This is a genomic window from Salmonella sp. A7, from assembly GCF_020181675.1.
In the GTDB taxonomy this organism is placed as follows: Bacteria; Pseudomonadota; Gammaproteobacteria; order Enterobacterales; family Enterobacteriaceae; genus Salmonella; species Salmonella enterica.
This window is the reverse complement of sequence record NZ_CP084001.1, coordinates 111,919-134,796: the sequence shown is the minus strand read 5'-3', so window position 1 is coordinate 134,796 and position 22,878 is coordinate 111,919. Positions and strand designations below refer to the sequence as shown.

Annotated in this window: 25 protein-coding genes; 9 read left to right on the top strand and 16 right to left on the bottom strand. The window is 46.6% G+C overall.

The window, feature by feature from the left end:
- Window position 1 precedes the first annotated feature (1 nt).
- From rfaF to rfaL, 3 genes are read left to right on the top strand one after another with little or no spacing between them, the layout of a single operon-like run.
- Complete coding sequence (rfaF, locus tag LCS67_RS00640; protein ID WP_000699196.1) at window positions 2-1,048, top strand: ADP-heptose--LPS heptosyltransferase RfaF; 1,047 nt, start codon at window positions 2-4, stop codon at window positions 1,046-1,048.
- Entirely contained in the window at window positions 1,048-2,001 is a 954-nt protein-coding gene (gene rfaC, locus LCS67_RS00635) for a lipopolysaccharide heptosyltransferase RfaC (protein ID WP_001221411.1), read from the top strand. Before rfaF ends, rfaC begins: the two co-directional genes overlap by 1 nt.
- Window positions 2,002-2,040: 39 nt before the next feature.
- Window positions 2,041-3,255 (top strand): O-antigen ligase RfaL, encoded by a 1,215-nt coding sequence (gene rfaL, locus LCS67_RS00630; protein WP_031567239.1) that lies wholly within the window; start codon window positions 2,041-2,043, stop codon window positions 3,253-3,255.
- Between the two features lie 56 nt (window positions 3,256-3,311).
- On the opposite strand, the gene LCS67_RS00625 is transcribed toward rfaL, so the two are convergent.
- From LCS67_RS00625 to rfaQ, 10 genes are all read right to left on the bottom strand, one after another.
- Entirely contained in the window at window positions 3,312-4,457 is a 1,146-nt protein-coding gene (locus LCS67_RS00625) for a lipopolysaccharide N-acetylglucosaminyltransferase (protein WP_000591836.1), read from the bottom strand.
- Between the two features lie 82 nt (window positions 4,458-4,539).
- Window positions 4,540-5,349 (bottom strand): 3-deoxy-D-manno-oct-2-ulosonate III transferase WaaZ, encoded by an 810-nt coding sequence (gene waaZ, locus LCS67_RS00620; RefSeq protein WP_000536017.1) that lies wholly within the window; start codon window positions 5,347-5,349, stop codon window positions 4,540-4,542.
- Between the two features lie 149 nt (window positions 5,350-5,498).
- Entirely contained in the window at window positions 5,499-6,197 is a 699-nt protein-coding gene (rfaY, locus tag LCS67_RS00615; protein ID WP_000582809.1) for a lipopolysaccharide core heptose(II) kinase RfaY, read from the bottom strand.
- Window positions 6,198-6,219: 22 nt separating this feature from the next.
- On the bottom strand, window positions 6,220-7,233 hold the full coding sequence (gene rfaJ, locus LCS67_RS00610) for a lipopolysaccharide 1,2-glucosyltransferase RfaJ (RefSeq protein WP_000376851.1): 1,014 nt from the start codon (window positions 7,231-7,233) through the stop codon (window positions 6,220-6,222).
- 17 nt (window positions 7,234-7,250) lie between these two features.
- On the bottom strand, window positions 7,251-8,264 hold the full coding sequence (waaO, locus tag LCS67_RS00605; protein WP_000088482.1) for a lipopolysaccharide 3-alpha-galactosyltransferase: 1,014 nt from the start codon (window positions 8,262-8,264) through the stop codon (window positions 7,251-7,253).
- Window positions 8,265-8,269: 5 nt separating this feature from the next.
- Window positions 8,270-9,349: a lipopolysaccharide 1,6-galactosyltransferase gene (gene waaB / locus LCS67_RS00600; RefSeq protein ID WP_000683982.1), complete on the bottom strand. Its 1,080-nt coding sequence runs from the start codon at window positions 9,347-9,349 to the stop codon at window positions 8,270-8,272.
- An 85-nt stretch (window positions 9,350-9,434) separates the two neighbouring features.
- A complete protein-coding gene (locus tag LCS67_RS00595; protein WP_000183407.1) occupies window positions 9,435-10,358 on the bottom strand; it encodes a glycosyltransferase family 52 in 924 nt (307 codons plus the stop codon).
- A 54-nt stretch (window positions 10,359-10,412) separates the two neighbouring features.
- Complete coding sequence (gene rfaP / locus LCS67_RS00590; protein ID WP_000229821.1) at window positions 10,413-11,210, bottom strand: lipopolysaccharide core heptose(I) kinase RfaP; 798 nt, start codon at window positions 11,208-11,210, stop codon at window positions 10,413-10,415.
- The gene (locus LCS67_RS00585; RefSeq protein WP_001261579.1) at window positions 11,203-12,327 is read right to left on the bottom strand and encodes a glycosyltransferase family 4 protein; all 1,125 of its coding nucleotides are present in this window, start codon (window positions 12,325-12,327) and stop codon (window positions 11,203-11,205) included. Before LCS67_RS00585 ends, rfaP begins: the two co-directional genes overlap by 8 nt.
- Window positions 12,324-13,394, bottom strand: coding sequence for a lipopolysaccharide core heptosyltransferase RfaQ (gene rfaQ / locus LCS67_RS00580; RefSeq protein WP_071985502.1), 1,071 nt, complete (start codon window positions 13,392-13,394; stop codon window positions 12,324-12,326). The genes LCS67_RS00585 and rfaQ overlap by 4 nt, the downstream gene beginning before the upstream one ends.
- A 408-nt stretch (window positions 13,395-13,802) precedes the next feature.
- On the opposite strand from rfaQ, the gene waaA reads away from it, so the two are divergent.
- Window positions 13,803-15,080 (top strand): lipid IV(A) 3-deoxy-D-manno-octulosonic acid transferase, encoded by a 1,278-nt coding sequence (gene waaA, locus LCS67_RS00575; RefSeq protein ID WP_000891580.1) that lies wholly within the window; start codon window positions 13,803-13,805, stop codon window positions 15,078-15,080.
- A gap of 8 nt (window positions 15,081-15,088) precedes the next feature.
- On the top strand, window positions 15,089-15,568 hold the full coding sequence (coaD, locus tag LCS67_RS00570) for a pantetheine-phosphate adenylyltransferase (RefSeq protein ID WP_001171884.1): 480 nt from the start codon (window positions 15,089-15,091) through the stop codon (window positions 15,566-15,568).
- Window positions 15,569-15,595: 27 nt separating this feature from the next.
- On the opposite strand, the gene mutM is transcribed toward coaD, so the two are convergent.
- From mutM to radC, 4 genes are all read right to left on the bottom strand, one after another.
- Complete coding sequence (mutM, locus tag LCS67_RS00565) at window positions 15,596-16,405, bottom strand: bifunctional DNA-formamidopyrimidine glycosylase/DNA-(apurinic or apyrimidinic site) lyase (protein WP_001114508.1); 810 nt, start codon at window positions 16,403-16,405, stop codon at window positions 15,596-15,598.
- Between the two features lie 97 nt (window positions 16,406-16,502).
- Window positions 16,503-16,670, bottom strand: a complete 168-nt coding sequence (gene rpmG, locus LCS67_RS00560) for a 50S ribosomal protein L33 (protein ID WP_001051798.1) — start codon at window positions 16,668-16,670, stop codon at window positions 16,503-16,505.
- A gap of 20 nt (window positions 16,671-16,690) precedes the next feature.
- Window positions 16,691-16,927: a 50S ribosomal protein L28 gene (gene rpmB / locus LCS67_RS00555; protein ID WP_001519051.1), complete on the bottom strand. Its 237-nt coding sequence runs from the start codon at window positions 16,925-16,927 to the stop codon at window positions 16,691-16,693.
- Window positions 16,928-17,144: 217 nt separating this feature from the next.
- Complete coding sequence (radC, locus tag LCS67_RS00550; protein WP_000380129.1) at window positions 17,145-17,810, bottom strand: RadC family protein; 666 nt, start codon at window positions 17,808-17,810, stop codon at window positions 17,145-17,147.
- Window positions 17,811-17,985: 175 nt separating this feature from the next.
- Here radC and coaBC point away from each other — a divergent pair, with 175 nt between their 5' ends.
- The 3 genes from coaBC to slmA all read left to right on the top strand — a co-directional run bounded on the left by coaBC (window position 17,986) and on the right by slmA (window position 20,346).
- Window positions 17,986-19,206, top strand: coding sequence for a bifunctional phosphopantothenoylcysteine decarboxylase/phosphopantothenate--cysteine ligase CoaBC (gene coaBC / locus LCS67_RS00545; RefSeq protein ID WP_031567194.1), 1,221 nt, complete (start codon window positions 17,986-17,988; stop codon window positions 19,204-19,206).
- On the top strand, window positions 19,184-19,642 hold the full coding sequence (dut, locus tag LCS67_RS00540; protein ID WP_000976078.1) for a dUTP diphosphatase: 459 nt from the start codon (window positions 19,184-19,186) through the stop codon (window positions 19,640-19,642). Before coaBC ends, dut begins: the two co-directional genes overlap by 23 nt.
- A gap of 107 nt (window positions 19,643-19,749) precedes the next feature.
- Window positions 19,750-20,346, top strand: coding sequence for a nucleoid occlusion factor SlmA (slmA, locus tag LCS67_RS00535; protein ID WP_000818607.1), 597 nt, complete (start codon window positions 19,750-19,752; stop codon window positions 20,344-20,346).
- Window positions 20,347-20,423: 77 nt separating this feature from the next.
- Here the strand turns inward: slmA and pyrE are convergent, their stop codons facing one another.
- Window positions 20,424-21,065 (bottom strand): orotate phosphoribosyltransferase, encoded by a 642-nt coding sequence (pyrE, locus tag LCS67_RS00530; protein ID WP_000806167.1) that lies wholly within the window; start codon window positions 21,063-21,065, stop codon window positions 20,424-20,426.
- A gap of 78 nt (window positions 21,066-21,143) precedes the next feature.
- Window positions 21,144-21,860 (bottom strand): ribonuclease PH, encoded by a 717-nt coding sequence (gene rph / locus LCS67_RS00525; protein ID WP_001247078.1) that lies wholly within the window; start codon window positions 21,858-21,860, stop codon window positions 21,144-21,146.
- A gap of 125 nt (window positions 21,861-21,985) precedes the next feature.
- Between rph and LCS67_RS00520 the strand changes: the two genes are divergently transcribed.
- Window positions 21,986-22,849 carry a YicC/YloC family endoribonuclease gene (locus LCS67_RS00520; protein WP_000621352.1) on the top strand — a complete coding sequence of 288 codons (864 nt, stop codon included), beginning with the start codon at window positions 21,986-21,988 and terminating at the stop codon, window positions 22,847-22,849.
- Window positions 22,850-22,878 lie beyond the last annotated feature (29 nt).

The window sequence follows — 22,878 nt, the reverse complement described above, 5'->3', positions numbered from 1 at the left end:
TATGAAAATTTTGGTCATTGGCCCGTCCTGGGTGGGCGACATGATGATGTCGCAAAGTCTCTATCGCACGCTTAAAGCGCGCTATCCCCAGGCGATAATCGACGTGATGGCGCCAGCCTGGTGCCGTCCGTTGTTATCGCGTATGCCGGAAGTTAACGAGGCGATACCCATGCCGCTGGGCCACGGCGCGCTGGAAATCGGCGAGCGCCGCAGATTGGGCCATAGCCTGCGAGAGAAGCGCTACGATCGCGCCTGGGTGTTGCCAAATTCGTTTAAATCGGCGCTGATTCCTTTCTTTGCCAATATCCCGCACCGTACCGGCTGGCGCGGCGAAATGCGCTATGGCCTGCTGAACGATGCGCGCGTCCTTGATAAGGACGCTTGGCCGCTGATGGTGGAGCGCTACGTGGCGCTGGCCTATGACAAGGGCGTGATGCGCACGGCGAAAGATCTGCCGCAGCCGCTACTCTGGCCACAGCTCCAGGTTAGCGAGGGTGAAAAGTCGCTGATGTGCAGCGATTTTTCGCTATCTTCTGAACGTCCTCTGATTGGCTTTTGCCCCGGCGCGGAATTTGGCCCGGCAAAACGTTGGCCGCACTATCACTACGCCGAACTGGCAAAACAGCTCATTAACGAAGGGTATCAGGTCGTACTGTTTGGCTCGGCAAAAGACCATGAAGCCGGAAATGAGATCCTGGCGGCGCTGAATAGCGAGCAGCAGGCATGGTGTCGCAACCTGGCGGGGGAAACCCAGCTGGAACAGGCCGTCATTCTGATAGCCGCCTGTAAAGCCATCGTCACCAACGATTCCGGGCTAATGCACGTCGCGGCGGCGCTCGACCGCCCGCTGGTCGCCTTGTATGGCCCAAGTAGCCCGGATTTCACGCCGCCGCTGTCTCATAAGGCCCGGGTGATTCGTCTCATTACGGGTTATCACAAAGTGCGTAAAGGTGATACGGCGCAAGGCTATCACCAGAGCCTGATCGATATCACGCCGCAGCGGGTTCTGGAAGAGCTTCATTCGCTGTTGTCGGAAGAGGGCGTTTAATGCGGATTTTGATCGTTAAAACATCATCAATGGGCGACGTATTACATACCCTGCCTGCGCTTACCGACGCGCAACAGGCGATTCCGGGGATTCAATTTGATTGGGTTGTCGAAGAAGGGTTTGCGCAAATTCCGTCCTGGCACAGTGCTGTCGATCGCGTGATTCCCGTCGCTATTCGCCGTTGGCGCAAGGCCTGGTTTTCCGCGCCCATCAAAGCGGAACGCACAGCCTTTCATCGGGCGGTATGCGCATACCAATACGACGCTGTGATTGATGCGCAGGGGCTGGTGAAAAGCGCGGCGCTGGTGACGCGTCTGGCGCATGGGATAAAGCACGGTATGGACTGGAGTACCGCCCGCGAACCGCTGGCCAGCCTGTTTTATAACCGTAAACACCATATCGCAAAGCAACAACATGCGGTTGAACGGACGCGCGAACTGTTCGCCAAAAGTCTGGGATACGATAAACCGCAGTCGCAGGGCGATTATGCCATCGCAAAACATTTCCTGCATTGCCAGCAGGCGGTTAGCGATCCGTATGCGGTGTTTTTACATGCCACGACCCGCGATGATAAACACTGGCCGGAAGCAAACTGGCGCGAGCTTATCGGCCTGGTGGGTAACACCGGATTACGGATAAAACTTCCCTGGGGCGCGCCTCATGAGGAGGCCCGGGCTAAACGACTGGCCGAAGGCTTTGACTATGTGGATGTGTTACCGCGGATGAGCCTGGAGGAGGTCGCCAGAGTGCTGGCTGGCGCAAAATTTGTCGTATCGGTTGATACCGGCCTGAGCCATCTCACCGCCGCGCTCGACAGACCGAATATTACGCTATATGGCCCAACGGACCCTGGGTTAATTGGAGGTTATGGGAAGAACCAAATGGCATGCTGCTCACCAGAACAGAACCTGGCGAATTTAGATGCCACAAGCGTATTTGGAAAGATTCATTAAAGAGACACTGTCTCATCCCAAACCTATTGTGGAGAAAAGATGCTAACCACATCATTAACGTTAAATAAAGAGAAATGGAAGCCGATCTGGAATAAAGCGCTGGTTTTTCTTTTTGTTGCTACGTATTTTCTGGATGGTATTACGCGTTATAAACATTTGATAATCATACTTATGATTATCACCGCGATTTATCAGGTCTCACGCTCACCGAAAAGTTTCCCCCCTCTTTTCAAAAATAGCGTATTTTATAGCGTAGCAGTATTATCATTAATCCTTGTTTATTCCATACTCATATCGCCAGATATGAAAGAAAGTTTCAAGGAATTTGAAAATACGGTACTGGAGGGTTTCTTATTATATACTTTATTAATCCCCGTACTATTAAAAGATGAAACAAAAGAAACGGTTGCGAAAATAGTACTTTTCTCCTTTTTAACAAGTTTAGGGCTTCGCTGCCTTGCAGAGAGTATTCTGTATATCGAGGACTATAATAAAGGGATTATGCCATTCATAAGCTATGCGCATCGACATATGTCCGATTCCATGGTTTTCTTATTTCCAGCATTATTGAATATTTGGCTGTTTAGAAAAAATGCAATTAAGTTGGTTTTTTTGGTGCTTAGCGCTATCTACCTTTTCTTTATCCTGGGAACCCTATCGCGAGGGGCATGGTTGGCGGTGCTCATAGTAGGTGTTCTGTGGGCAATACTGAACCGCCAATGGAAGTTAATAGGAGTTGGTGCCATTTTATTAGCCATTATCGGCGCTTTGGTTATCACTCAACATAATAACAAACCAGACCCAGAACATTTACTTTATAAATTACAGCAGACAGATAGCTCATATCGTTATACTAACGGAACCCAGGGCACCGCGTGGATACTAATTCAGGAAAACCCGATCAAGGGCTACGGCTATGGTAATGATGTGTATGATGGTGTTTATAATAAACGCGTTGTCGATTATCCAACGTGGACCTTTAAAGAATCTATCGGTCCGCATAATACCATTCTGTACATCTGGTTTAGTGCAGGCATATTGGGTCTGGCGAGCCTGGCCTATTTATATGGCGCTATCATCAGGGAAACAGCCAGCTCTACCTTCAGGAAAGTAGAGATAAGCCCCTACAATGCTCATCTCTTGCTATTTTTATCTTTCGTCGGTTTTTATATCGTTCGTGGCAATTTTGAACAGGTCGATATTGCTCAAATTGGTATCATTACCGGTTTTCTGCTGGCGCTAAGAAATAGATAAAAAAACGCGCTGATACTTATTACGGTATCAGCGCGTTTTCCATCGTCCGGACTCAATCACTTATCAAACCAGCTTTTCATTTGTTCCTCGAAACGCTGCGCTACATTTTCCCAACTGTATTTTGAAAACACCAGGGATTTTGCTTTTTCGGCAATCTGGTGGCGTTCCTTATCAGCAAGCGCACGGTTAATATCATTAATTATACTGTCGCTCGACATAGGTTCTGCGAGGTGATAGCCCGTTATGCCATCTAACACAAATTCGCTAATCCCCCCTTTTTTGCTGGCAAGAACCGCTTTTCCTGCTGCCATCGCTTCTACAGCTACCATGCAAAATGCTTCTTCAACCTGAGATGGCACAATAACCAGATCGGCTATATGATAGAAGTTATGCATCTGGTCGGGAGATTGCCCCCCAGCCATAATACAATCCGTTCCAATCTCTTTTGCGGCGTCCAGTACTTTCTTTTGATACTCTGCTTTTTCACCCTTGCGGCTTGCATAAGGGTCGCCAACAACGACAAGTTTAATATTACTTCTTAAGGTACGTAATTTTTTGAACGCCTGCAAAAGCAACAGGATGCCTTTATCAGGCGAAATTCTCCCGGCATATAAGAGAACGGTGGCATCTTCCGCAATATTTAATTGCTGACGAAGATTATCTTGTGGGTTTCTTTTATAAGTCTCAGCACAAAAACCATTAGGCACAATACTAACAGCAGCGGCAGGCAATCTTTCTTCATAAAACGCTTTAAGAAACTGACTGGGCACGATAATTTTTGCATCGTTATCAGGAAGTTCTGGTTCAAATGCGTTATGCATGTGCATAACCAGTTTTGCATTCGGATTGCGCTCTCTGATCTGCCGATACAGTTTCATACTATTATGAATAACAATGACGCTATCTTCCTGGGTAGTCACTTTATCTCTAATATTAAGGACGCGCTGGGAATAGGGTAGTGGGTCGAGACGAGTCCATTTCTGAAAAAGACGCTTATAAACTTTACTAAACCCAATGTAATGAATATCACAGTTATCGTTTATTTTATTATATTCAGGATAGCCAACATTCTTTATACAAGCAATAGCACTCGGTATTGATAGTCGTTTTGCAACCTGGTAAATCCAGGTTTCTACCGCAGCCGCACCACGAGGAGGAATTGAAAATATAGGAGTAACAGTAAATATGATTTTTTTAATCATAATAGCTATAATCCAGAATAGTTAACTTTATAGAAAAAGAAATGCGTGCCAAAGCAACGCAAAGTAATGATTTATCTAGTATCTAGACAATTTTATCGTAATATATTTCATCCTCAAGTTCCGAGGCTGTAATATATGGAATAATATCGTAATGAATTGCAGTATCATCTGATAAATTAAAGATATTTAAATCACTCACATTTTTTCTCATAAAAGTAAAAAATGGCAGTATTTTAAACAAGTCTTTACTAAGCTCAGATGGCATAGGGCTGGTAGATTCGTCATAGAAACGTGGGCAACTGCCTGTTAAGTCAAGCCCAGAACATATAATACGACCATACTTAAGGGAATAGGCAACCTGAATAGCGGTATAAGCAATAGTATGGCAAGAGCAATACCCGATGCTGATATCCTTGCAAAATCCAGCCAGTCGTCCTCTTTTCGAAAGGGGAACTGAAATAAGTAATGCTTTATGAACCCGCTTGAGGATATTAAATTTAATTTTCTTTAAAAAGCCCCCTTTTTCTCGGCGATAAAAGGAGCGAATAATTAAACAGTTTTCTTCAATATATTTTTGATCATCCACTGAAGCCTGTTCGTACACATCAAGATTGACGATAGTAAACTGACTGTTGCGGCTAAAGTTATAAAAATCTTCGCGCCGGCGATGGAGGAAGCGAACATCCGTCAGAAGGTACAAAAATGGCTTGACGTTATTGTTTAGCAAATATTGAACAGAACCATTGACTGCAATGACATCTTTCATTCGTAACAAGGACAGCGGCGTCTTTCTGGACGTAGGACCAGAAAGAAAAATAATACAATCTTCAGCCGTTCTTTTCGCAATAAGTTGCAGAACATCGGCGTGAGTTATGAAGTTAACGCTGCCCATAAAAAACTCGTATGTTTATCATGCAACCTATAAATAAATGTTATATTCAATAACTAATATTACATCTCAAATTCTCTCAAGTATGTCATAACGCTGCAGCAAATAAAAGTCAGTCAGCCCCTTAAATTAAACCAAACGTGCTACATTGATCAGCGCTTTTCCTTACCCTTAATACGACGAAGGAAATTTCGAAGTTTTTTCTTATAAATCAATAAGTAAAATCCGATATCTCTCACATTATTTTTGATACCATAATGTCTTTCTAAATCAATACGATCCTTTGCTTTCCGTTGCCTGGAAGGTCTTTTTCCGGACAAATCGATAATTCTGATCTCATTGCCTTGCAGGATAAAGTTACCTTTATGGGGATCGCCCGAAACCATACCATGCTGATGCAGAGAATATATCGACTGTTTGATTTTCCCTCTCACCTCGTCAGAAATTTCTGGCATATCAACAAGTTCAATACCTTCAATATACTCAATTATCATCACGTATGTTTTTACATAGCGTAATGTTTTAATTTCCGCCAGCAGGTAAAAATCATTAAGCGCCGCAAACCCTTCACGCCGCACACGATCTGTCTGATGAAAAAGCTTTTCGTAGTAATCCCCTTTTACTAACGATTTGAAAAAGCGTTCAGTATTTTTTACTTTTGGACTAAATACTTTGAGAATATATTTTCCGTAGTCTGTATTAATCAATACAACTTTTGTATCTTCTATATTACGGAAGACTTTAATAACCTGATGATTATAAGATAGAAAATCTTTAAATATCTCAATGTATTTTTCACCGTCTTTTTTGACAAAGACAGTATAGTTTTTAATCTTTTTTTCAATAATCATAATGGAGATTTAGGCAGGGGAATTATTTGTGGAAAAGTTTACGATAAAGATATGCGCTTCCAGCCAGAAGGCCTTTAAAATAATGCCCCTGCACGAGAAGATGTTTATATCGCTTCTTAAATTCAACTATGGTACGCGCATCTTTTGCAGGAGAATCTTTCCAGGGCGAATTCAACCGTGCATTTTTATAATAGATAACTGACGGATAATTTGCCCAGGCATGCCATGGTTTTGTAGCGCCCGTATAATGAATTAAAATAGTATTATCATTAATTATATTGCTATACTTTTTATGTGACTTATCTTTCAACTCACTTTTGATAGTATAAATGGTATTATACGGTCGTGGGAGAAAAATGACTTTATCCTGTAGGAGAATATTCAAAACATCCTGATCGGGATATTTAAAAGAGTCAGCTTCTTTACCTGCCAAAAGTAAAAATGCCTTTTCGGTTAAGGCATTCTCTTTCCATAATTTCAGGTTAACAAAAACCACGCCGGAGTTAAAATAACCACCTTGTAAATTAAATGCTCTTAATCTCTCATTTACCTTATTCTGGATGGAATCAACATCTTTTACGACCGCAGCAATCTTCTCTGTCAAATCAAGCTGTAGAAGATCTTGCAAAGATCCTTTGCATACAACATCGGCATCCAAATAAAGTAAGGTATTTACCTTCTTGCTGAGATAATCGAAAGCAAATAAACGAAAATACATTGCTCTCGACCATACTTTAGTTTGAGGCAATACCTCAAGGCTTTCTACTTTAATAAGATAAAGAGAAATTTTTATGTGATGCTGTACGGCTAAACGCTCTATATATTTTACAAAACACGGAGAATATGAATCACAAATAATGTGAAAAGCGAGCGGGATATTATTGTTTAGTACAACTGAAGCAATTGATACCCCTACACCATCAAGATAGTTTTCATCAACGCCATAAGAAATGTTTAATACGTTATCATCATTATTATTATTACTTTCATCAAAAACTTTATAGTCAGCTATTTCTATCTCAGGAAATGAATCCATTACATCACCTATGGGTTTTATTCAAGAAGTTTACGTTTAAAGTAGGCTATATAATAATTTATACCCGAAGTATAATGCTTCTGATTAAACATATGCTTTGCCGCATAACGTAACTGATGACTAGTGACTGGATTTAAAAGTGCACAATGAGACCATGGTGAGTTGCTCTTAGCCTGTAAAAAATATTGTGACACAGGATAAGCCCCCCAACTATGCCAGGGCTTCGTTGGTCCGATATAATGAACAAATACAGTCTCAGCATCAACTGGATTAATAACTGAATCTTTTAATTCATAGTTAAGACTAAATTGTGTATTAAATTTTTTATCAACAAAACGCGCTTTATTCACTAACAATATATTTAATACATCCTGATCAAGGTGCGTTATGCGCTGTACTACCTCCGGATCTTTTAGCATTTCAATCGCTTTCTTAGAGATATTTTCTGCGGTCCAAAGAGGTATGTTAATTAAAATAAAACCGGCATTAAAATAGCCAGAAACCAGCCCAGGCGTTGCCAGGCTAACCGAGCGCTTAGTCCACCATTCCAACTCGCCTTCAGCAACGACAGCCGCAATCTCATTTTCAGCGAAGTTAAGATCAATAAGCTCCTGAATACTCCCCTTACATGCAATATCTGCATCCAGATAAAGTACTCTATCTGTTTTATCTGAAAAATAATCGGCGATAATGAATCTAAAGTATGTTGCATAGGTCCAGTTTTTGGTACTGGGTAGCGATTTTAAGCGCTCACAGTCGATTAGGTAAACAACAATCTGCGTAGCGTACTGTTTTGCTAATGCCTCAAATCGCTGCTGGTCTTCAGAGTCAAAGAAATCGGTAAAAACATGGAAAGCTAACGCCTTCTCTGGGTTAGCGAGGAGAACCGATGCAATAGAGACACCACAGCCAAAAAGAAAGTTTTTATCAATCCCATAAGCTATATTAAATTTATCAGCATCACTATGTTGTGCATAGTTATAATCTAAAGTCTGTTGAATGACTTCTTCTTCAAAATATTTTCTGCTCATAGTGATCACTTTTGTAATTTCGAGAATATTGCATTATTAAAATTTTTAAAATATAGCACATCATAAAATCTCTCAATCGTGCCGGGAATAATATCATGCTGATATTTTACTTCACCAGAAATAACGCGATTAAGGTGTCCTACAAAATCATCTATAGCCCCCGGGGTGTAAAGCTCACCATTCAAGCCGGGTTTAATCATATCGCGCGGACCAGACATACAATCAGAACTAATACACGGAATTCCATATGACATTGCTTCCAGCAGGGTCATAGGAAATCCCTCAAATGCAGAGGTAAGTAGTAACGCGGTGACATTTTTTATTTTTTGCTGTACGACTTGCCACGGCGCGCTTTGCCAACCATACCAGATCACACGCTGCTCAATACCAAGCTCCCGACTATAGGCCTGGCACTTTTCAAAATCTGAGCCATCACCAATAATATGTAGCTGCCATTCTCCTGTCGTACGAGCTAAGCCATCAAATAGATCTTTAACTCTTTTCTGCCCTTCAAATTTAAGACGCCCTACATAGAGAAATACAGCGGGTTTATCGCGCTCAGGCGGCGGCACAATGATTGTTTTAATAGAGACAGGATTATAAACGACGCTAATATCTTGCGCTGAGATACCCCGTGCCATCATCTGTTCTTTAATACCACTACTGATGGCCAGATGATAATCCGCGTACGTTATACATTCTGCATGTTTTTTATGGTCGAGCGAAAAATGCGGCCACGAGAAAATAGTAAACTGTTTACCACTTTTCTTTCGTGCTTTATTGGCATAAAGACATGAGATGACATCAATACATATCACAATATCCGGTGACGTTTCTTTCAGCCACTGACTAAAATTATAAACATGCTTAGCTCGACGAAGAAAACTTAATTTTATATTTGAGAATGATTGCGCATATTTAATCTCTTTTAGCCATGCTTTATCCATTTTGTCATTACGACAAAAGAAAAACATTTCACAGTTGATTTTCGGAGAGCTATTTTCAAACGTATGGATAACGTTGCTAATAACGGTTTCCATCCCTCCAAAACCAGATACCGCTTCGCCTATAAATGCTATTTTCAATGAAGTCACCATTTGCTGACACTCATGTTATTCGGCTTCCTTCACTTTTAAAATTCTGTAAGAACAAACCCAATCAACACTATATTTATACTGAGACCTGATTAAAATCGAACCCCAGTCCATGATTAAAGCTATCTTTTAGAAAAGGGCTGGTTATTTTATAGTTTTTGATAGTTGAGATATTATTTAGGTTATACTGAACTGTGCTATTAAATCCATATATCTCTAATGATATCCCTTGCTCCAGATATTCTAAAATAATGTCCTCGGCTATCATTTCAGAGTTAACATTCAATACACCATTAAACTGATGAGAGTCATATCGAGGGTGAGGAATATATATATCAACCGCTTCTTTTTTAATAAACCGCTGAAGATGCTGAAGAAAAACACACTCATCTTCTTTATTTTTTAACGCATCAGTATATACTGTTCCCAATAATACTTTTTTAAAGCCATTATTCGTATCAGGAAGACCGTTATGGTGTACCAATATAATTCCTTCGGTCTTTTCAATTATGTTGGTTCTATTAGGAAATAGAGTATAATGTTTTGCGTCTAACTTTAATATTTCATCTTTATGATATTTACGCCCCATCAGCTTTCGTATTAACTTCGATGTGGCGCTTATATTCTTATTTTCATACATTATACTTTTCTGATTGATATTATTTGTACCATCATCAAAGGTTTTTATTTCAGAAAAAGTGATACAGGATAAAATATGGTGTATAAGCGGGACATGAAAATTCGCGAAGAAAACAATATGATATTCTCTGGCATACTTTTCCATGATTTTTTTAGCATACCGTGTTCTTTGAATCGTTTTAAATGTCGAAAATTTTGCTACCTGCGGGACGATGTCTGAGTGCCGACATAACGGCTGAATTTTTTTTAAATAGTACTGATTTTTTACGTTATCTACATCGCCAATAAATAAAACATCAACTTTTTTCAACTGCTCTTTTTCTATAATTGACCGTGCAATCAATAATTGCAAATTAGTCATGCATATGAATAGAAACATATAGCCTCTAAGCTATTTAAATATATAAATTTTATATTAAAGATTTTTTCTTATTGTTCTTTCTTTAATTCGAGCGGCTTTAACATCCGCCTGATGAATCAACCCCGATTCTTTTTGCAAAATCTCTCGCAGGGGGAGAGAGAAATACTCACGCATAAACCGGAATATATCTCGCTGAGTCAGGCCAATATTCATTGAAGAAAAATAAAGCCCAATTAAATCCTTGTCACGCCAGCGAAGGGGAACGTGCTGACGTATCTGCGCGCGATGCAGGTCGATTATGGAGATTTTTAAATCCTCTTCACGACCTGTGAAAGGTAAATGCAGAAGAAAGTGGCAAATATAACAGTCACGATGGTTAATTCCCCCGGCGTGCATTTTACGTACCATAGTCGCAACACGCTTAATAATCATCCACTTCACCTGCGCGTCCGGTGGATTAACAGCCCAGTCAGCACAGTAGTCTTCAAGGCTAATCGTGGGCGTTAAATCTTCGGTGATAATAAATGATGTTCTGGTTAGCGGATTTACGCCTTTTTCACCAAAACCAACGCCGTGCATCGTATCAACGCCCAGCTCATGTAGACGATGAATGGCGTGCCATTCTCTGTCAGCGCCCAGAACAGGCATACGTAACGAAATCAGGTTCTTCACAATTTCTTTCAGCGAAGTGCCTTTATGCCACTTCAGGAAGTAGCTTTTGCCGTCCAGCTCAAACCGCAATGTTCGACGCGTCTCCAGCTCTCTGAACACTTCGCCCTGTAACGTTTTCACTTCCTCAAAAGCATCTTTACCGCGCCATAGTGTGGTTAACGGCGCTTTCAGCTCAACCATCTAAATCACCTGTAATAATATCTGCGGCCTTCTCCGGTAAGCTGTATAAATCCTGGGTATCAGCATAATACCGCGCATTTTCAGCCCAGGCGCTGCGTAAGGAAGGCTGTGTCAGCGCTTTGAGTAAAACCTCATTTAGAGCATCCTGGCGGAATGGTTCAGTCATCGCTTCGCCACAGTTTGCATCCACAATATAATGTGCATAACCGCACACCGCGGTTGTCAGCACCGGCAAACCAGCAGTAATGGCTTCCAGCAAAACAATACCAGCAGCTTCCTGATAGGCTGGATGCAGTAAAAGGTCGGCTGCCGCCATTAACTCCGCGATATCATTACGTCCGGAGAAAAAATGCACATTCGTGCCGACGCCGCTTCTTTCAGCCAGCGCTGCAAACTTCTTCGGCTTATCCTGCCCAACAACATAGAGCACCGTATTTTGCCGTAAAGATTCGGGTAGCGATGCCAGCGCTTCAATAGAGCGATCCACACCTTTACGAGTAAAGTCAGACCCTACTTGCAACAGTAATTTTTGCTGTTCTGAGATACCATTTTTCTGACGATAAATTTGACGACTGTTTGGGATCTGTTGGCTATATTTTCTGTCCGGGTAAATCCCCGGAGGAAGAATATGGAAACGCTCCGCTTCAGTCTGATAATGTTTTTGGAAGTCAGCAATCTGCTTATTCGTCAGCATTAATAGTTGCGTCGGCTTGCCGTGTTCAAACGTGGCGCGTTCAAAAGCAGCATAATGCCGATAGCGTGATGTCAGGCGATAGAAAAATCCTTTTTCCTGTGCGACTTTTTCGGCGTAACACACGTCTGCGGCGTAATACACATCAAGGCCCGGCATCTTATTGAATCCAACCACCCGATCGACAGGGTGGTCGCGCAAATGGTGTTGCACCCAGGCATAATATTCTGCGTTACGACCGTGGTTCGTCCGGGATTTAACCGGCACGCGGATTAATTCAAAATTATCCGGGCATTCCCCTTCCCATGACTGAGTATAAACACGAACCTGATGACCTCGCGCCGCCACGGTTTGGGCAATGCGCATAAAATCACGCTGCAGACCGCCAAAAGGAAAATATTTATATAAGCAAAAGGCAACTCTCATAGCAGGTTGTCCAAATCTATGGGGCGTGCCTCATGCGGCAGCATTTTTTCCGTCGCGGCGATAACATCTTCAGCCGGAATCACGGAAAGGTATTTTTTATTACGATCAAGCTCATGCCGTTCAGGCATCGGCTGATAATTTCCTGCCCAAAACTGAATGATGTCGTCGGTCCAGGGACGCCAGAACACATGATCCGTCGCGCCGAAAAGGCAAATGACCGGCGTTTTGACTGCTGCGGCAATATGACCAGGGGCCGAATCAACGCCGATAAAGAGATCCGCATGGTCAATCAACGCGCCCAATTCAGGAAAGCGAGTTTTACCCGCCAGACCAGTAACCGGTTTTGTCTCACAGCCGCGTGCAATAGCATCCACGCAGGCCATCTCGTCTGCGGCCGGGCCTGACGTCAGTACAACCTGATAACCGCGGCGCTGCACGGCATCAATAACCTGAGAAAATTTATCATTATCCCAGCACTTAAATAGCTGCCGTGCCGTAGGCTGAATAACAACATATTGTCGGGTCACACCAAGTTGTTTGAGCTGTTGTCGCATGTTTTCCCAATGTTCCGGGCGATAGCTCATGGTGGTTTCCGTGACATACTGTTTTAACGCTAACGGCTTTAGCGCGGATAATGTGCGCTCAACAGCATGTTCTCCCGCATAAGGTACTAAATGCGTAAAGCTCTTTTTCCATAAAGCAGACTGACGATTACCGAAATCCTGCGAGATTTTTGTTTTTGCGTTTAAAAAACGCACAATGAGCGCCACGCTCCACTGATCGGTGAGATTGACGACCAGATCATACGAGTTAGCACGCAATTTTTTGATTAGCGATAGCGCGTTTTTAATCTTCTCTTTTGTTCCTGCGCCTTTGTTACTGATGCCGTAGAGTGCATTAATCTCCGGATTTTCCGACAATATCGGTATGGTGTTCTGGTAAAGAAGCACATCGATTTTTGCATCGGGATAATTCTGCTTCAGCGTACTGATGACAGGGGTGGTAAGTAACATGTCTCCATGAAAACGCATTTTTATAATCAGAATTCTTCGAAATGGCTTTTCCACAAGCGACTCTTTGGTTGAAATTGTCCGGATAAATAAGCAGAAAAAAGCACGCTACCGCCCCAGGCTTCACAGCAACCCGATGGCTAATACCGCACTCATTTTAGATGCGCTAGTGTAACACTTCTTTCGCAGCAATCCGATACGAATAATTTTTATACACAATCATTTTTTTAATTATAAATTCAAAGAGATAATAATTTATCCCTCTCTTGTGAATGGTCATTCCCATTGTCTGGGGCGACAAGGGCGGCAAATTTCAATGGATTGCGTAAAAATGCAAAAATAATGGGGTTCAGCGCCTGGAATCCTCGCTTCTGAGCCAATTTGGCGCAAAAATGGGAAAAGTAATGGTAAAGCCCAGGCTAAATACATAGAATCCCCAGCACATCCATAAGTCAGCTATTTACTATGCTCGAATTGCTTTACACCGCTCTTCTCTACCTTATTCAGCCTCTGATCTGGATACGGCTTTGGGTGCGTGGACGTAAAGCGCCGGCCTATCGTAAACGCTGGGGTGAACGCTACGGATTCTACCGCCGTCCGTTGAAACCGGGCGGAATCATGCTGCATTCAGTCTCGGTGGGCGAAACTCTGGCGGCCATCCCATTGGTCCGCGCTCTACGTCATCGCTATCCCGATCTGCCTATTACCGTAACGACCATGACGCCGACCGGCTCGGAGCGCGTCCAGTCCGCCTTTGGCAACGATGTTCAGCACGTTTACTTGCCTTATGATTTGCCCGATGCGCTCAATCGTTTCCTCAATGAGATTGATCCTAAGCTGGTATTGATCATGGAGACTGAGCTCTGGCCAAATCTGATTGCTGCGCTGCACAAACGTCATATTCCGCTGGTTATCGCTAATGCGCGGCTTTCCGCCCGCTCCGCCGCAGGTTATGCGAAGCTTGGCAAGTTTGTCCGTACGCTCCTGCGCCGTATCACCCTGATTGCCGCGCAAAACGAAGAAGATGGCGAACGCTTTGTGGCATTGGGCGCGAAGAACAATCAGGTCACGGTCACCGGCAGTCTGAAATTTGATATTTCAGTTACGCCGCAGTTGGCGGCTAAAGCCGTTACGCTACGCCGCCAGTGGGCGCCGCACCGTCCGGTCTGGATTGCCACCAGCACCCACGATGGCGAAGAGAGTATCGTTATCGCCGCTCACCAGGCGTTATTACATCAATTCCCGAATTTATTACTGATTCTGGTGCCCCGCCATCCGGAGCGTTTCCCGGATGCTATCAATCTTGTGCGTCAGGCAGGGTTAAGCTACATCACTCGCTCTTCGGGCGAAGTGCCGTCCGCCAGCACCCAGGTCGTGGTAGGCGATACTATGGGCGAATTAATGTTGCTCTATGGCATTGCCGATCTCGCCTTTGTTGGTGGTTCGCTGGTTGAACGCGGCGGTCACAACCCGCTGGAGGCCGCCGCTCATGCGATTCCGGTACTGATGGGTCCGCATACCTTTAACTTTAAAGATATTTGCGCCCGTCTGGATCAGGCGAGCGGACTTATCACGATTACCGATGCGGCTACGCTGGCAAAAGAAGTTTCCTCTTTACTGACCGATGCTGATTATCGTAATTTCTACGGACGTCACGCAGTTGAAGTGCTGTATCAAAATCAGGGCGCGCTCCAGCGTCTGCTGCAACTGCTGGAACCTTATCTGCCACCGAAAACGCATTGAGGACTGTCATGCAAAAACGGGCGATTTATCCAGGCACGTTTGATCCGATTACTAACGGTCATCTCGATATTGTGACGCGCGCAACGCAGATGTTCGACCATGTCATTCTGGCCATCGCCGCCAGCCCCGGCAAGAAACCCATGTTCACCCTGGACGAACGTGTGGCGCTGGCGCAAAAAGCGACCGCACACCTGGGTAACGTAGAGGTGGTGGGCTTTAGCGACCTGATGGCCAATTTCGCCCGCGACAGACAGGCGAATATCCTGATTCGTGGTCTGCGCGCGGTGGCGGATTTTGAATATGAAATGCAGTTGGCGCATATGAATCGCCATCTGATGCCGCAACTGGAAAGCGTTTTCCTGATGCCGTCCAAAGAGTGGTCGTTTATTTCATCGTCGCTGGTCAAAGAAGTGGCGCGCCATCAGGGCGATGTGACCCACTTTCTGCCGGACAATGTGCATCAGGCGCTAATGGATAAGTTGAAATAAGTTTCCTTCCTTGCCGGGCCTGGCGTTTTACTTCTGACAGTGACGGCAATAGAACGTCGCACGCTGTGCGTGTTTCGTTGCGACTATCGGCGTACCGCATACCCGACACGGCTCGCCTTTGCGCCCGTACACCTGCAACTCCTGCGCAAAATAGCCCGGTTTCCCATCGCTTTGCAGAAAATCCTTCAGCGTTGTCCCGCCTTGTTCAATAGAGCGCAGCAAAACGGCTTTAATCACCCGTGCCAGCAGATCGCACTCCTCTGTCGAGAGTGACGACGCCAGGCGGTCAGGGTGAATACCAGCGGCAAACAGCGACTCGCTGGCGTAGATATTCCCCACGCCGACCACCAGCTTGTTATCCATCAGCCAGGGTTTAATCGCCGTCTTCTTCTTCGCGCATTTCTGCTGCAAATATTCGCCATTAAACTCATCGCTTAGCGGCTCCGGTCCCAGATGCGCCAGTACGTTATGCCCTTCCAGCTCTTTGGTCCATAACCAGGCGCCAAAGCGGCGAGGATCGGTATAACGTAGAATTTTGCCGTTGCTCATCACCAAATCGACATGGTCGTGCTTTTCCGCCGGCAGCGCTTCCGGCAGTATCCGCAAGCTTCCCGACATCCCCAGGTGAATAATTATCCAGCCGTCAGGCAGCTCCAGCAGTAGATATTTAGCACGACGCTGAACGCTAAGGACGGGTGTATCGCTCAGACGATAAATTTCATCTGAAACCGGCCAGCGCAGACGGCCGTTACGGATATGGGCGTGCAGGATAGTAGCACCAACTAAATGGGGTTCAATACCCCGGCGGCTGGTTTCAACTTCGGGTAATTCAGGCATAACGTCTCCGGCTGTGTGGCAGGTCTCATTAATATGGGGACGGCCAGAAAACAAAAAACCCCGCCGAAGCGAGGTTTTTGTTACATCAAAGCGAGAATTATTTGATTTTCGCTTCTTTGTAGATCACGTGCTGACGGACAACTGGATCGAATTTTTTCAGTTCCAGTTTTTCCGGTTTAGTACGTTTGTTCTTCGTAGTGGTATAGAAGTGACCAGTACCAGCAGAAGAAACCAGCTTGATTTTCTCACGAATACCTTTAGCCATGATTTATTTCCTCTTAGTACTTAGTACTTTTCGCCACGGGCACGCAGTTCAGACAGAACTGTTTCGATGCCTTTTTTATCGATGATACGCATACCTTTAGCAGATACACGCAGGGTGACAAAACGCTTCTCGCTCTCAACCCAGAAACGGTGAGAGTGCAGGTTAGGCAGGAAACGGCGTTTAGTCGCGTTCAGTGCGTGGGAACGGTTGTTACCGGTCACCGGACGCTTGCCAGTAACTTGGCAGACTCGGGACATGTCTATTCTCCAAAAATCAAATTAGCTCGAGCTTCGTATGGGGTATCGGCGCCTCGTCAGGCTTTACAGCCTGGTCATCGCGCAGTTCTATTGAACTCTCGATTGCCAGGCCCAAATGCCAAACCCGAGATTCTCAAAGGTGGCGTAGTATACGCTGACCCGGCGATATGCTCAAGTCCCGAACAGACAAAGATCCCGATGGATCGCGCAAAGAATCTTAAATCCAGCCGCGTTCGGCAAAAGAAACGTACTCTCCGCGCCCAATTATCAGGTGATCGAGCACCCGGATATCCATAAACTGGCAACACTTTATCACGCGCTCAGTGATAAGTTTATCTGCTTTACTTGGCTCTGCGCAGCCTGAAGGGTGGTTATGCGCCAGAATGACCGCTGAAGCATTGAGTTTAATCGCTTCCCGAACAATCTCACGCGGATGCACCTCTACGTGGTTAAGCGTGCCGGAAAACAGGCGGCTGTGCTGAAGCACCCGGTGCTGGGCATCGAGGAAGATCACCAGAAAGATCTCACGCTCTTCGCCCGTAAGTTGGCTTTGCAGAAATTCCCGCGTCATTTCCGGACTCAGCAACGCACTTTCCTCATTCATGCGCACGCTGTAATAGCGCCTTGCCAGCTCAGCAATGCCTTTCAACTGCGCGAATTTCGCCAGGCCGATGCCGTTTACGCCGCGAAACTGCGCAAAGTCCGCCGACAACAGGCCATACAGCGACCCAAAGTGCTGCAATATCTCTTTTGCCAACGTCATAACATCTTTTCCCGGCGTGCCGGTACGTAAAAAAAGCGCCAGCAGTTCCACGTCGCTGAGGGAAGCAATGCCGGATCTGAGCATTTTTTCACGCGGTAATAATTCGTCCAACGTATCCATACGCGCACCTCCTTTTTTAAGGAAGCGGCATAGTGGCATAGCCTTTGGGAGAGATCGACGCCCCGATTTTGTTCTTGCGTAGCGCCTCGCAAAGTGGAGCGCAGGCAACGACACGACGCCGTAGAGATTGTGATAAAATAGCCGCCTTTCAAAGTCACCCAACAGGAAAGACATGATGAGCCTGGCCGGTAAAAAAATTGTTCTCGGCATTAGCGGCGGTATCGCTGCGTATAAAACGCCGGAGCTGGTGCGCCGTTTACGTGAGCGCGGCGCTGACGTGCGCGTGGCAATGACCGAGGCGGCAAAAGCCTTTATTACCCCCCTGAGCTTACAGGCAGTGTCGGGCTATCCCGTATCCGACAGTCTGCTTGACCCTGCCGCTGAAGCCGCGATGGGGCATATCGAGTTGGGGAAATGGGCCGACCTGGTGATTCTTGCCCCCGCGACCGCCGACCTGATCGCCCGTGTAGCATCGGGTATGGCTAATGATTTAGTCTCCACCATCTGCCTGGCGACGCCAGCCCCGGTGGCCGTTCTTCCGGCCATGAACCAACAGATGTACCGCGCTGCCGCCACGCAACATAATCTGGAGGTGCTCGCCTCTCGCGGTCTGTTCATTTGGGGGCCGGATAGCGGCAGTCAGGCGTGCGGCGATGTAGGCCCAGGCCGAATGCTGGACCCATTAGTTATCGTTGATAAGGCCGCCGCGCATTTCGCTGCCGTCAACGATCTGCGACATCTTAATATCATGATTACGGCAGGCCCGACGCGCGAACCGCTCGACCCGGTGCGTTATATTTCCAACCACAGCTCCGGTAAAATGGGCTTCGCTATTGCGGCCGCCGCCGCGCGTCGCGGCGCAAATGTCACGCTGGTCTCCGGTCCCGTTTCGTTACCAACGCCGCCTTTTGTAAAACGGGTTGATGTCATAACCGCGCTGGACATGGAAGCCGCTGTTCAGGCCGCCGTTCAACAGCAGCACATTTTCATTAGCTGCGCCGCCGTGGCTGACTATCGCGCAGAGACTATCGCCAGTGAAAAAATCAAAAAACAGGCGGCGCAAGGTGATGAATTACTAATAAAAATGGTCAAAAACCCGGACATTGTCGCCGGGGTGGCCGCACTCAGTGACAATCGACCCTACGTTGTTGGGTTTGCCGCGGAAACGAATAATGTGGAAGAATACGCCCGGCAAAAGCGTATCCGTAAGAACCTTGACCTGATTTGTGCAAATGATGTTTCTCTTTCAAATCAGGGATTTAATAGCGATAAAAACGCTTTACACCTTTTCTGGCAGGATGGAGATAAAGTCTTACCGCTTGAGCGAAAAGAACTCCTGAGCCAATTATTACTCGACGAGATCGTGACCCGTTATGATGAAAAAAATCGACGTTAAGATTCTGGACCCGCGTGTTGGTCAGCAGTTTCCGCTGCCGACTTATGCTACTTCTGGTTCTGCCGGGCTTGACCTGCGCGCCTGTCTCGACGACGCCGTAGAACTGGCGCCTGGCGCAACGACGTTGGTGCCTACCGGACTGGCCATTCATATCGCCGATCCATCACTGGCGGCAGTCATGTTGCCGCGTTCGGGCCTGGGCCATAAACATGGTATCGTGCTGGGCAACCTGGTCGGGCTGATTGATTCCGATTATCAGGGGCAACTGATGGTTTCGATCTGGAACCGTGGTCAGGACAGTTTTACCATTGAACCGGGCGAACGTATCGCGCAAATGGTGTTTGTTCCGGTCGTTCAGGCCGAATTTAATCTGGTGGAAGCATTTGACGCCACCGAACGTGGCGAGGGCGGCTTCGGTCATTCTGGCCGTAAGTAAATTTTACGCATCCCCATAACGTCATAATACTGCCGCAAGCGCTGAGTTTGCGGTTATAGCGTGGGTGCTCGCCTGGCAAGTGCTTATTTTCAGGGGTATTTTGTAACATGGCAGAAAAACAAACTGCGAAAAGGAATCGTCGCGAAGAAATACTTCAGTCACTGGCGCTGATGCTTGAATCCAGCGATGGAAGCCAACGCATCACGACGGCAAAACTGGCGGCCTCGGTCGGCGTTTCCGAAGCGGCGCTATACCGCCATTTTCCCAGCAAGACCCGCATGTTCGATAGCCTGATTGAGTTTATCGAAGACAGTCTGATTACCCGTATCAATCTGATTTTAAAAGATGAAAAAAACACCAGCACGCGTTTGCGCCTGATTGTGTTGCTGATTCTGGGTTTTGGCGAACGCAACCCTGGCCTGACGCGCATTCTTACCGGGCACGCGCTGATGTTTGAACAGGATCGCCTGCAGGGGCGCATTAATCAGCTTTTTGAACGCATCGAAGCGCAGCTCCGCCAGGTGCTACGAGAAAAAAGAATGCGTGAAGGCGAAGGCTACACGACGGATGAAAATCTGCTGGCAAGCCAACTGTTAGCCTTCTGTGAAGGTATGCTTTCACGGTTCGTGCGTAGCGAATTTAAATACCGCCCAACGGACGATTTCGACGCCCGCTGGCCGCTCATTGCCGCTCAGCTACAGTAACGCTGACTGGATAGTGGCTCACGCCTTATCCAGGCGACAGAAACATAGGCCCGGTAAAGCGCCACCGGGCAATTCGCTTACACGCCAAATTCTTCCCGGTATGCTCGCACAGCCGCCAGATGCTCAGCCATATCAGGTTTTTCTTCCAGATAGGCAATCAGGTCTTTCAGCGTAATGATGGAGATAACCTTACAACCATAGTCGCGCTCCACTTCCTGAATCGCGGAAATCTCGCCGCGGCCACGTTCCTGACGATCCAGCGAAATCAGTACGCCAGCCAGTGTAGCCCCGTGCGCCTGAATAATCTCCATCGACTCGCGAATCGCCGTACCTGCGGTAATCACGTCATCCACCAGCATCACGCGGCCCTGTAGCGCGCTGCCCACCAGACTCCCGCCTTCGCCATGATCTTTTGCCTCTTTGCGGTTAAAGCAGTACGGCAGGTCTTTATCGTGATGTTCCGCCAGCGCAACCGCCGTCGTCGTCGCGATCGGAATACCTTTGTATGCGGGGCCAAACAGCAGATCAAATTCAATACCGGAATCCACCAGCGCTTCGGCATAAAAACGGCCTAACAACGCCAGGTCGCGCCCGGTATTAAACAGCCCGGCGTTGAAGAAATAGGGGCTTTTGCGCCCGGATTTCAGCGTAAACTCGCCAAACTTTAGTACCTGCTTGTTAAGCGCAAACTCAATAAACTGGCGCTGATACGGTTTCATGGATTCGCTCCTTTTCTTACTTTCATCATTTACGAAATTTACGGACAAAAAAAAGGCGACTTTTCAGTCGCCTTAAAATCAATTTTCTAACGCCGCCTTCTGCGTCGCCACAATGGATTCAATTCCCCCTCGGGCCAGCGCCAACAAAGTGAGAAGTTCTTCATGGCTGAACGGCTCGCCTTCCGCGGTACCCTGTACTTCAATAATGCGGCCGTCTTCAGTCATCACGACGTTCATGTCGGTTTCTGCGGCGGAATCTTCAACATATTCCAGATCGCAGATCGCTTCGCCGTTAACGATGCCTACGGAAACCGCCGCCACCATGCCTTTCATCGGGTTGGTTTTCAGCTTACCGTTGGCAACCAATTTATTCAGCGCATCCGCCAACGCCACGCAGGCACCGGTAATAGACGCTGTACGCGTACCGCCATCGGCCTGGATTACATCGCAGTCCAGCGTAATGGTAAATTCGCCGAGCGTTTTCAGATCGACCGCCGCACGCAGCGCACGCGCGATCAAACGCTGAATTTCCATAGTACGACCGCCCTGCTTACCCTTTGCTGCTTCACGCGCGTTACGGGTATGGGTAGCGCGAGGCAACATGCCATACTCTGCGGTGATCCACCCCTGTCCTTGTCCTTTCAGAAAACGTGGGACGCCTTCTTCAATGGAGGCAGTGCACAACACTTTGGTATCTCCAAATTCGACCAGTACCGAGCCTTCAGCGTGTTTTGTATAGTTACGGGTCAGGGTTACGGGACGCACCTGATTAGCGCTACGGCCTGCTGGACGCATATTGAGATCTCCGGCTTAAAACGAATGTGGCTGCGCATTATACGGACTTCCGATGGTTATTCCTATCCTGACAAGGCCTGGATAGCTATAATCCCCTCATCTCTCCTTTAAAAACGGGAACATCTATGATCCGCAGTATGACCGCCTACGCCCGGCGTGAAATCAAGGGTGAATGGGGTAGCGCGACCTGGGAAATGCGCTCGGTAAACCAGCGTTATCTGGAAACTTACTTTCGTCTGCCGGAACAGTTCCGTAGTCTTGAACCCGTCGTGCGCGAACGCATTCGTACACGCCTGACGCGTGGCAAAGTCGAATGTATGCTGCGTTTTGAACCCGATGCCAGCGCGCAAGGCGAGCTTATTCTGAATGAAAAGCTAGCGAAACAATTAGTTAGTGCCGCAAACTGGGTCAAAATGCAGAGCGACGAAGGGGAAATCAATCCGGTTGATATTTTGCGCTGGCCAGGTGTCATGGCGGCGCAAGAGCAGGATCTGGACGCGATTGCCGCAGAAATTTTAGCCGCGCTGGACGGTACGCTGGATGACTTTATCGTCGCGCGCGAAACGGAAGGCCAGGCGCTGAAAGCGCTGATTGAACAACGGCTGGAAGGCGTCAGCGCCGAAGTAGCGAAAGTCCGCGCGCATATGCCGGAAATCCTGCAATGGCAGCGTGAGCGCCTGGTCGCGAAGCTGGAAGATGCTCAGGTTCAGTTGGAAAACAACCGTCTGGAGCAAGAGCTGGTGATGATGGCGCAACGCATTGATGTGGCGGAAGAGCTGGATCGTCTGGAAGCGCACGTCAAAGAGACTTACAACATTCTGAAGAAAAAAGAGGCGGTAGGTCGCCGTCTGGACTTCATGATGCAAGAATTTAACCGTGAGTCGAACACCCTGGCCTCCAAATCCATCAACGCTGATGTAACTAACTCCGCTATTGAATTAAAAGTGTTGATCGAGCAAATGCGCGAGCAAATCCAGAATATTGAATAATTCTGGCGCTCAATATGTCACAGAGCCCG

What these genes read in the sequence shown, in the direction of transcription:
- rfaF (WP_000699196.1), top strand. Translation starts at nt 2, where the DNA reads ATGAAAATTTTGGTCATTGGCCCGTCCTGGGTGGGCGACATGATGATG.
- rfaC (WP_001221411.1), top strand. Translation starts at nt 1,048, where the DNA reads ATGCGGATTTTGATCGTTAAAACATCATCAATGGGCGACGTATTACAT.
- rfaL (WP_031567239.1), top strand. Translation starts at nt 2,041, where the DNA reads ATGCTAACCACATCATTAACGTTAAATAAAGAGAAATGGAAGCCGATC.
- LCS67_RS00625 (WP_000591836.1), bottom strand. Translation starts at nt 4,457, where the DNA reads ATGATTAAAAAAATCATATTTACTGTTACTCCTATATTTTCAATTCCT.
- waaZ (WP_000536017.1), bottom strand. Translation starts at nt 5,349, where the DNA reads ATGGGCAGCGTTAACTTCATAACTCACGCCGATGTTCTGCAACTTATT.
- rfaY (WP_000582809.1), bottom strand. Translation starts at nt 6,197, where the DNA reads ATGATTATTGAAAAAAAGATTAAAAACTATACTGTCTTTGTCAAAAAA.
- rfaJ (WP_000376851.1), bottom strand. Translation starts at nt 7,233, where the DNA reads ATGGATTCATTTCCTGAGATAGAAATAGCTGACTATAAAGTTTTTGAT.
- waaO (WP_000088482.1), bottom strand. Translation starts at nt 8,264, where the DNA reads ATGAGCAGAAAATATTTTGAAGAAGAAGTCATTCAACAGACTTTAGAT.
- LCS67_RS00595 (WP_000183407.1), bottom strand. Translation starts at nt 10,358, where the DNA reads ATGACTAATTTGCAATTATTGATTGCACGGTCAATTATAGAAAAAGAG.
- rfaP (WP_000229821.1), bottom strand. Translation starts at nt 11,210, where the DNA reads ATGGTTGAGCTGAAAGCGCCGTTAACCACACTATGGCGCGGTAAAGAT.
- LCS67_RS00585 (WP_001261579.1), bottom strand. Translation starts at nt 12,327, where the DNA reads ATGAGAGTTGCCTTTTGCTTATATAAATATTTTCCTTTTGGCGGTCTG.
- waaA (WP_000891580.1), top strand. Translation starts at nt 13,803, where the DNA reads ATGCTCGAATTGCTTTACACCGCTCTTCTCTACCTTATTCAGCCTCTG.
- coaD (WP_001171884.1), top strand. Translation starts at nt 15,089, where the DNA reads ATGCAAAAACGGGCGATTTATCCAGGCACGTTTGATCCGATTACTAAC.
- mutM (WP_001114508.1), bottom strand. Translation starts at nt 16,405, where the DNA reads ATGCCTGAATTACCCGAAGTTGAAACCAGCCGCCGGGGTATTGAACCC.
- rpmG (WP_001051798.1), bottom strand. Translation starts at nt 16,670, where the DNA reads ATGGCTAAAGGTATTCGTGAGAAAATCAAGCTGGTTTCTTCTGCTGGT.
- rpmB (WP_001519051.1), bottom strand. Translation starts at nt 16,927, where the DNA reads ATGTCCCGAGTCTGCCAAGTTACTGGCAAGCGTCCGGTGACCGGTAAC.
- radC (WP_000380129.1), bottom strand. Translation starts at nt 17,810, where the DNA reads ATGGATACGTTGGACGAATTATTACCGCGTGAAAAAATGCTCAGATCC.
- coaBC (WP_031567194.1), top strand. Translation starts at nt 17,986, where the DNA reads ATGAGCCTGGCCGGTAAAAAAATTGTTCTCGGCATTAGCGGCGGTATC.
- dut (WP_000976078.1), top strand. Translation starts at nt 19,184, where the DNA reads ATGATGAAAAAAATCGACGTTAAGATTCTGGACCCGCGTGTTGGTCAG.
- slmA (WP_000818607.1), top strand. Translation starts at nt 19,750, where the DNA reads ATGGCAGAAAAACAAACTGCGAAAAGGAATCGTCGCGAAGAAATACTT.
- pyrE (WP_000806167.1), bottom strand. Translation starts at nt 21,065, where the DNA reads ATGAAACCGTATCAGCGCCAGTTTATTGAGTTTGCGCTTAACAAGCAG.
- rph (WP_001247078.1), bottom strand. Translation starts at nt 21,860, where the DNA reads ATGCGTCCAGCAGGCCGTAGCGCTAATCAGGTGCGTCCCGTAACCCTG.
- LCS67_RS00520 (WP_000621352.1), top strand. Translation starts at nt 21,986, where the DNA reads ATGATCCGCAGTATGACCGCCTACGCCCGGCGTGAAATCAAGGGTGAA.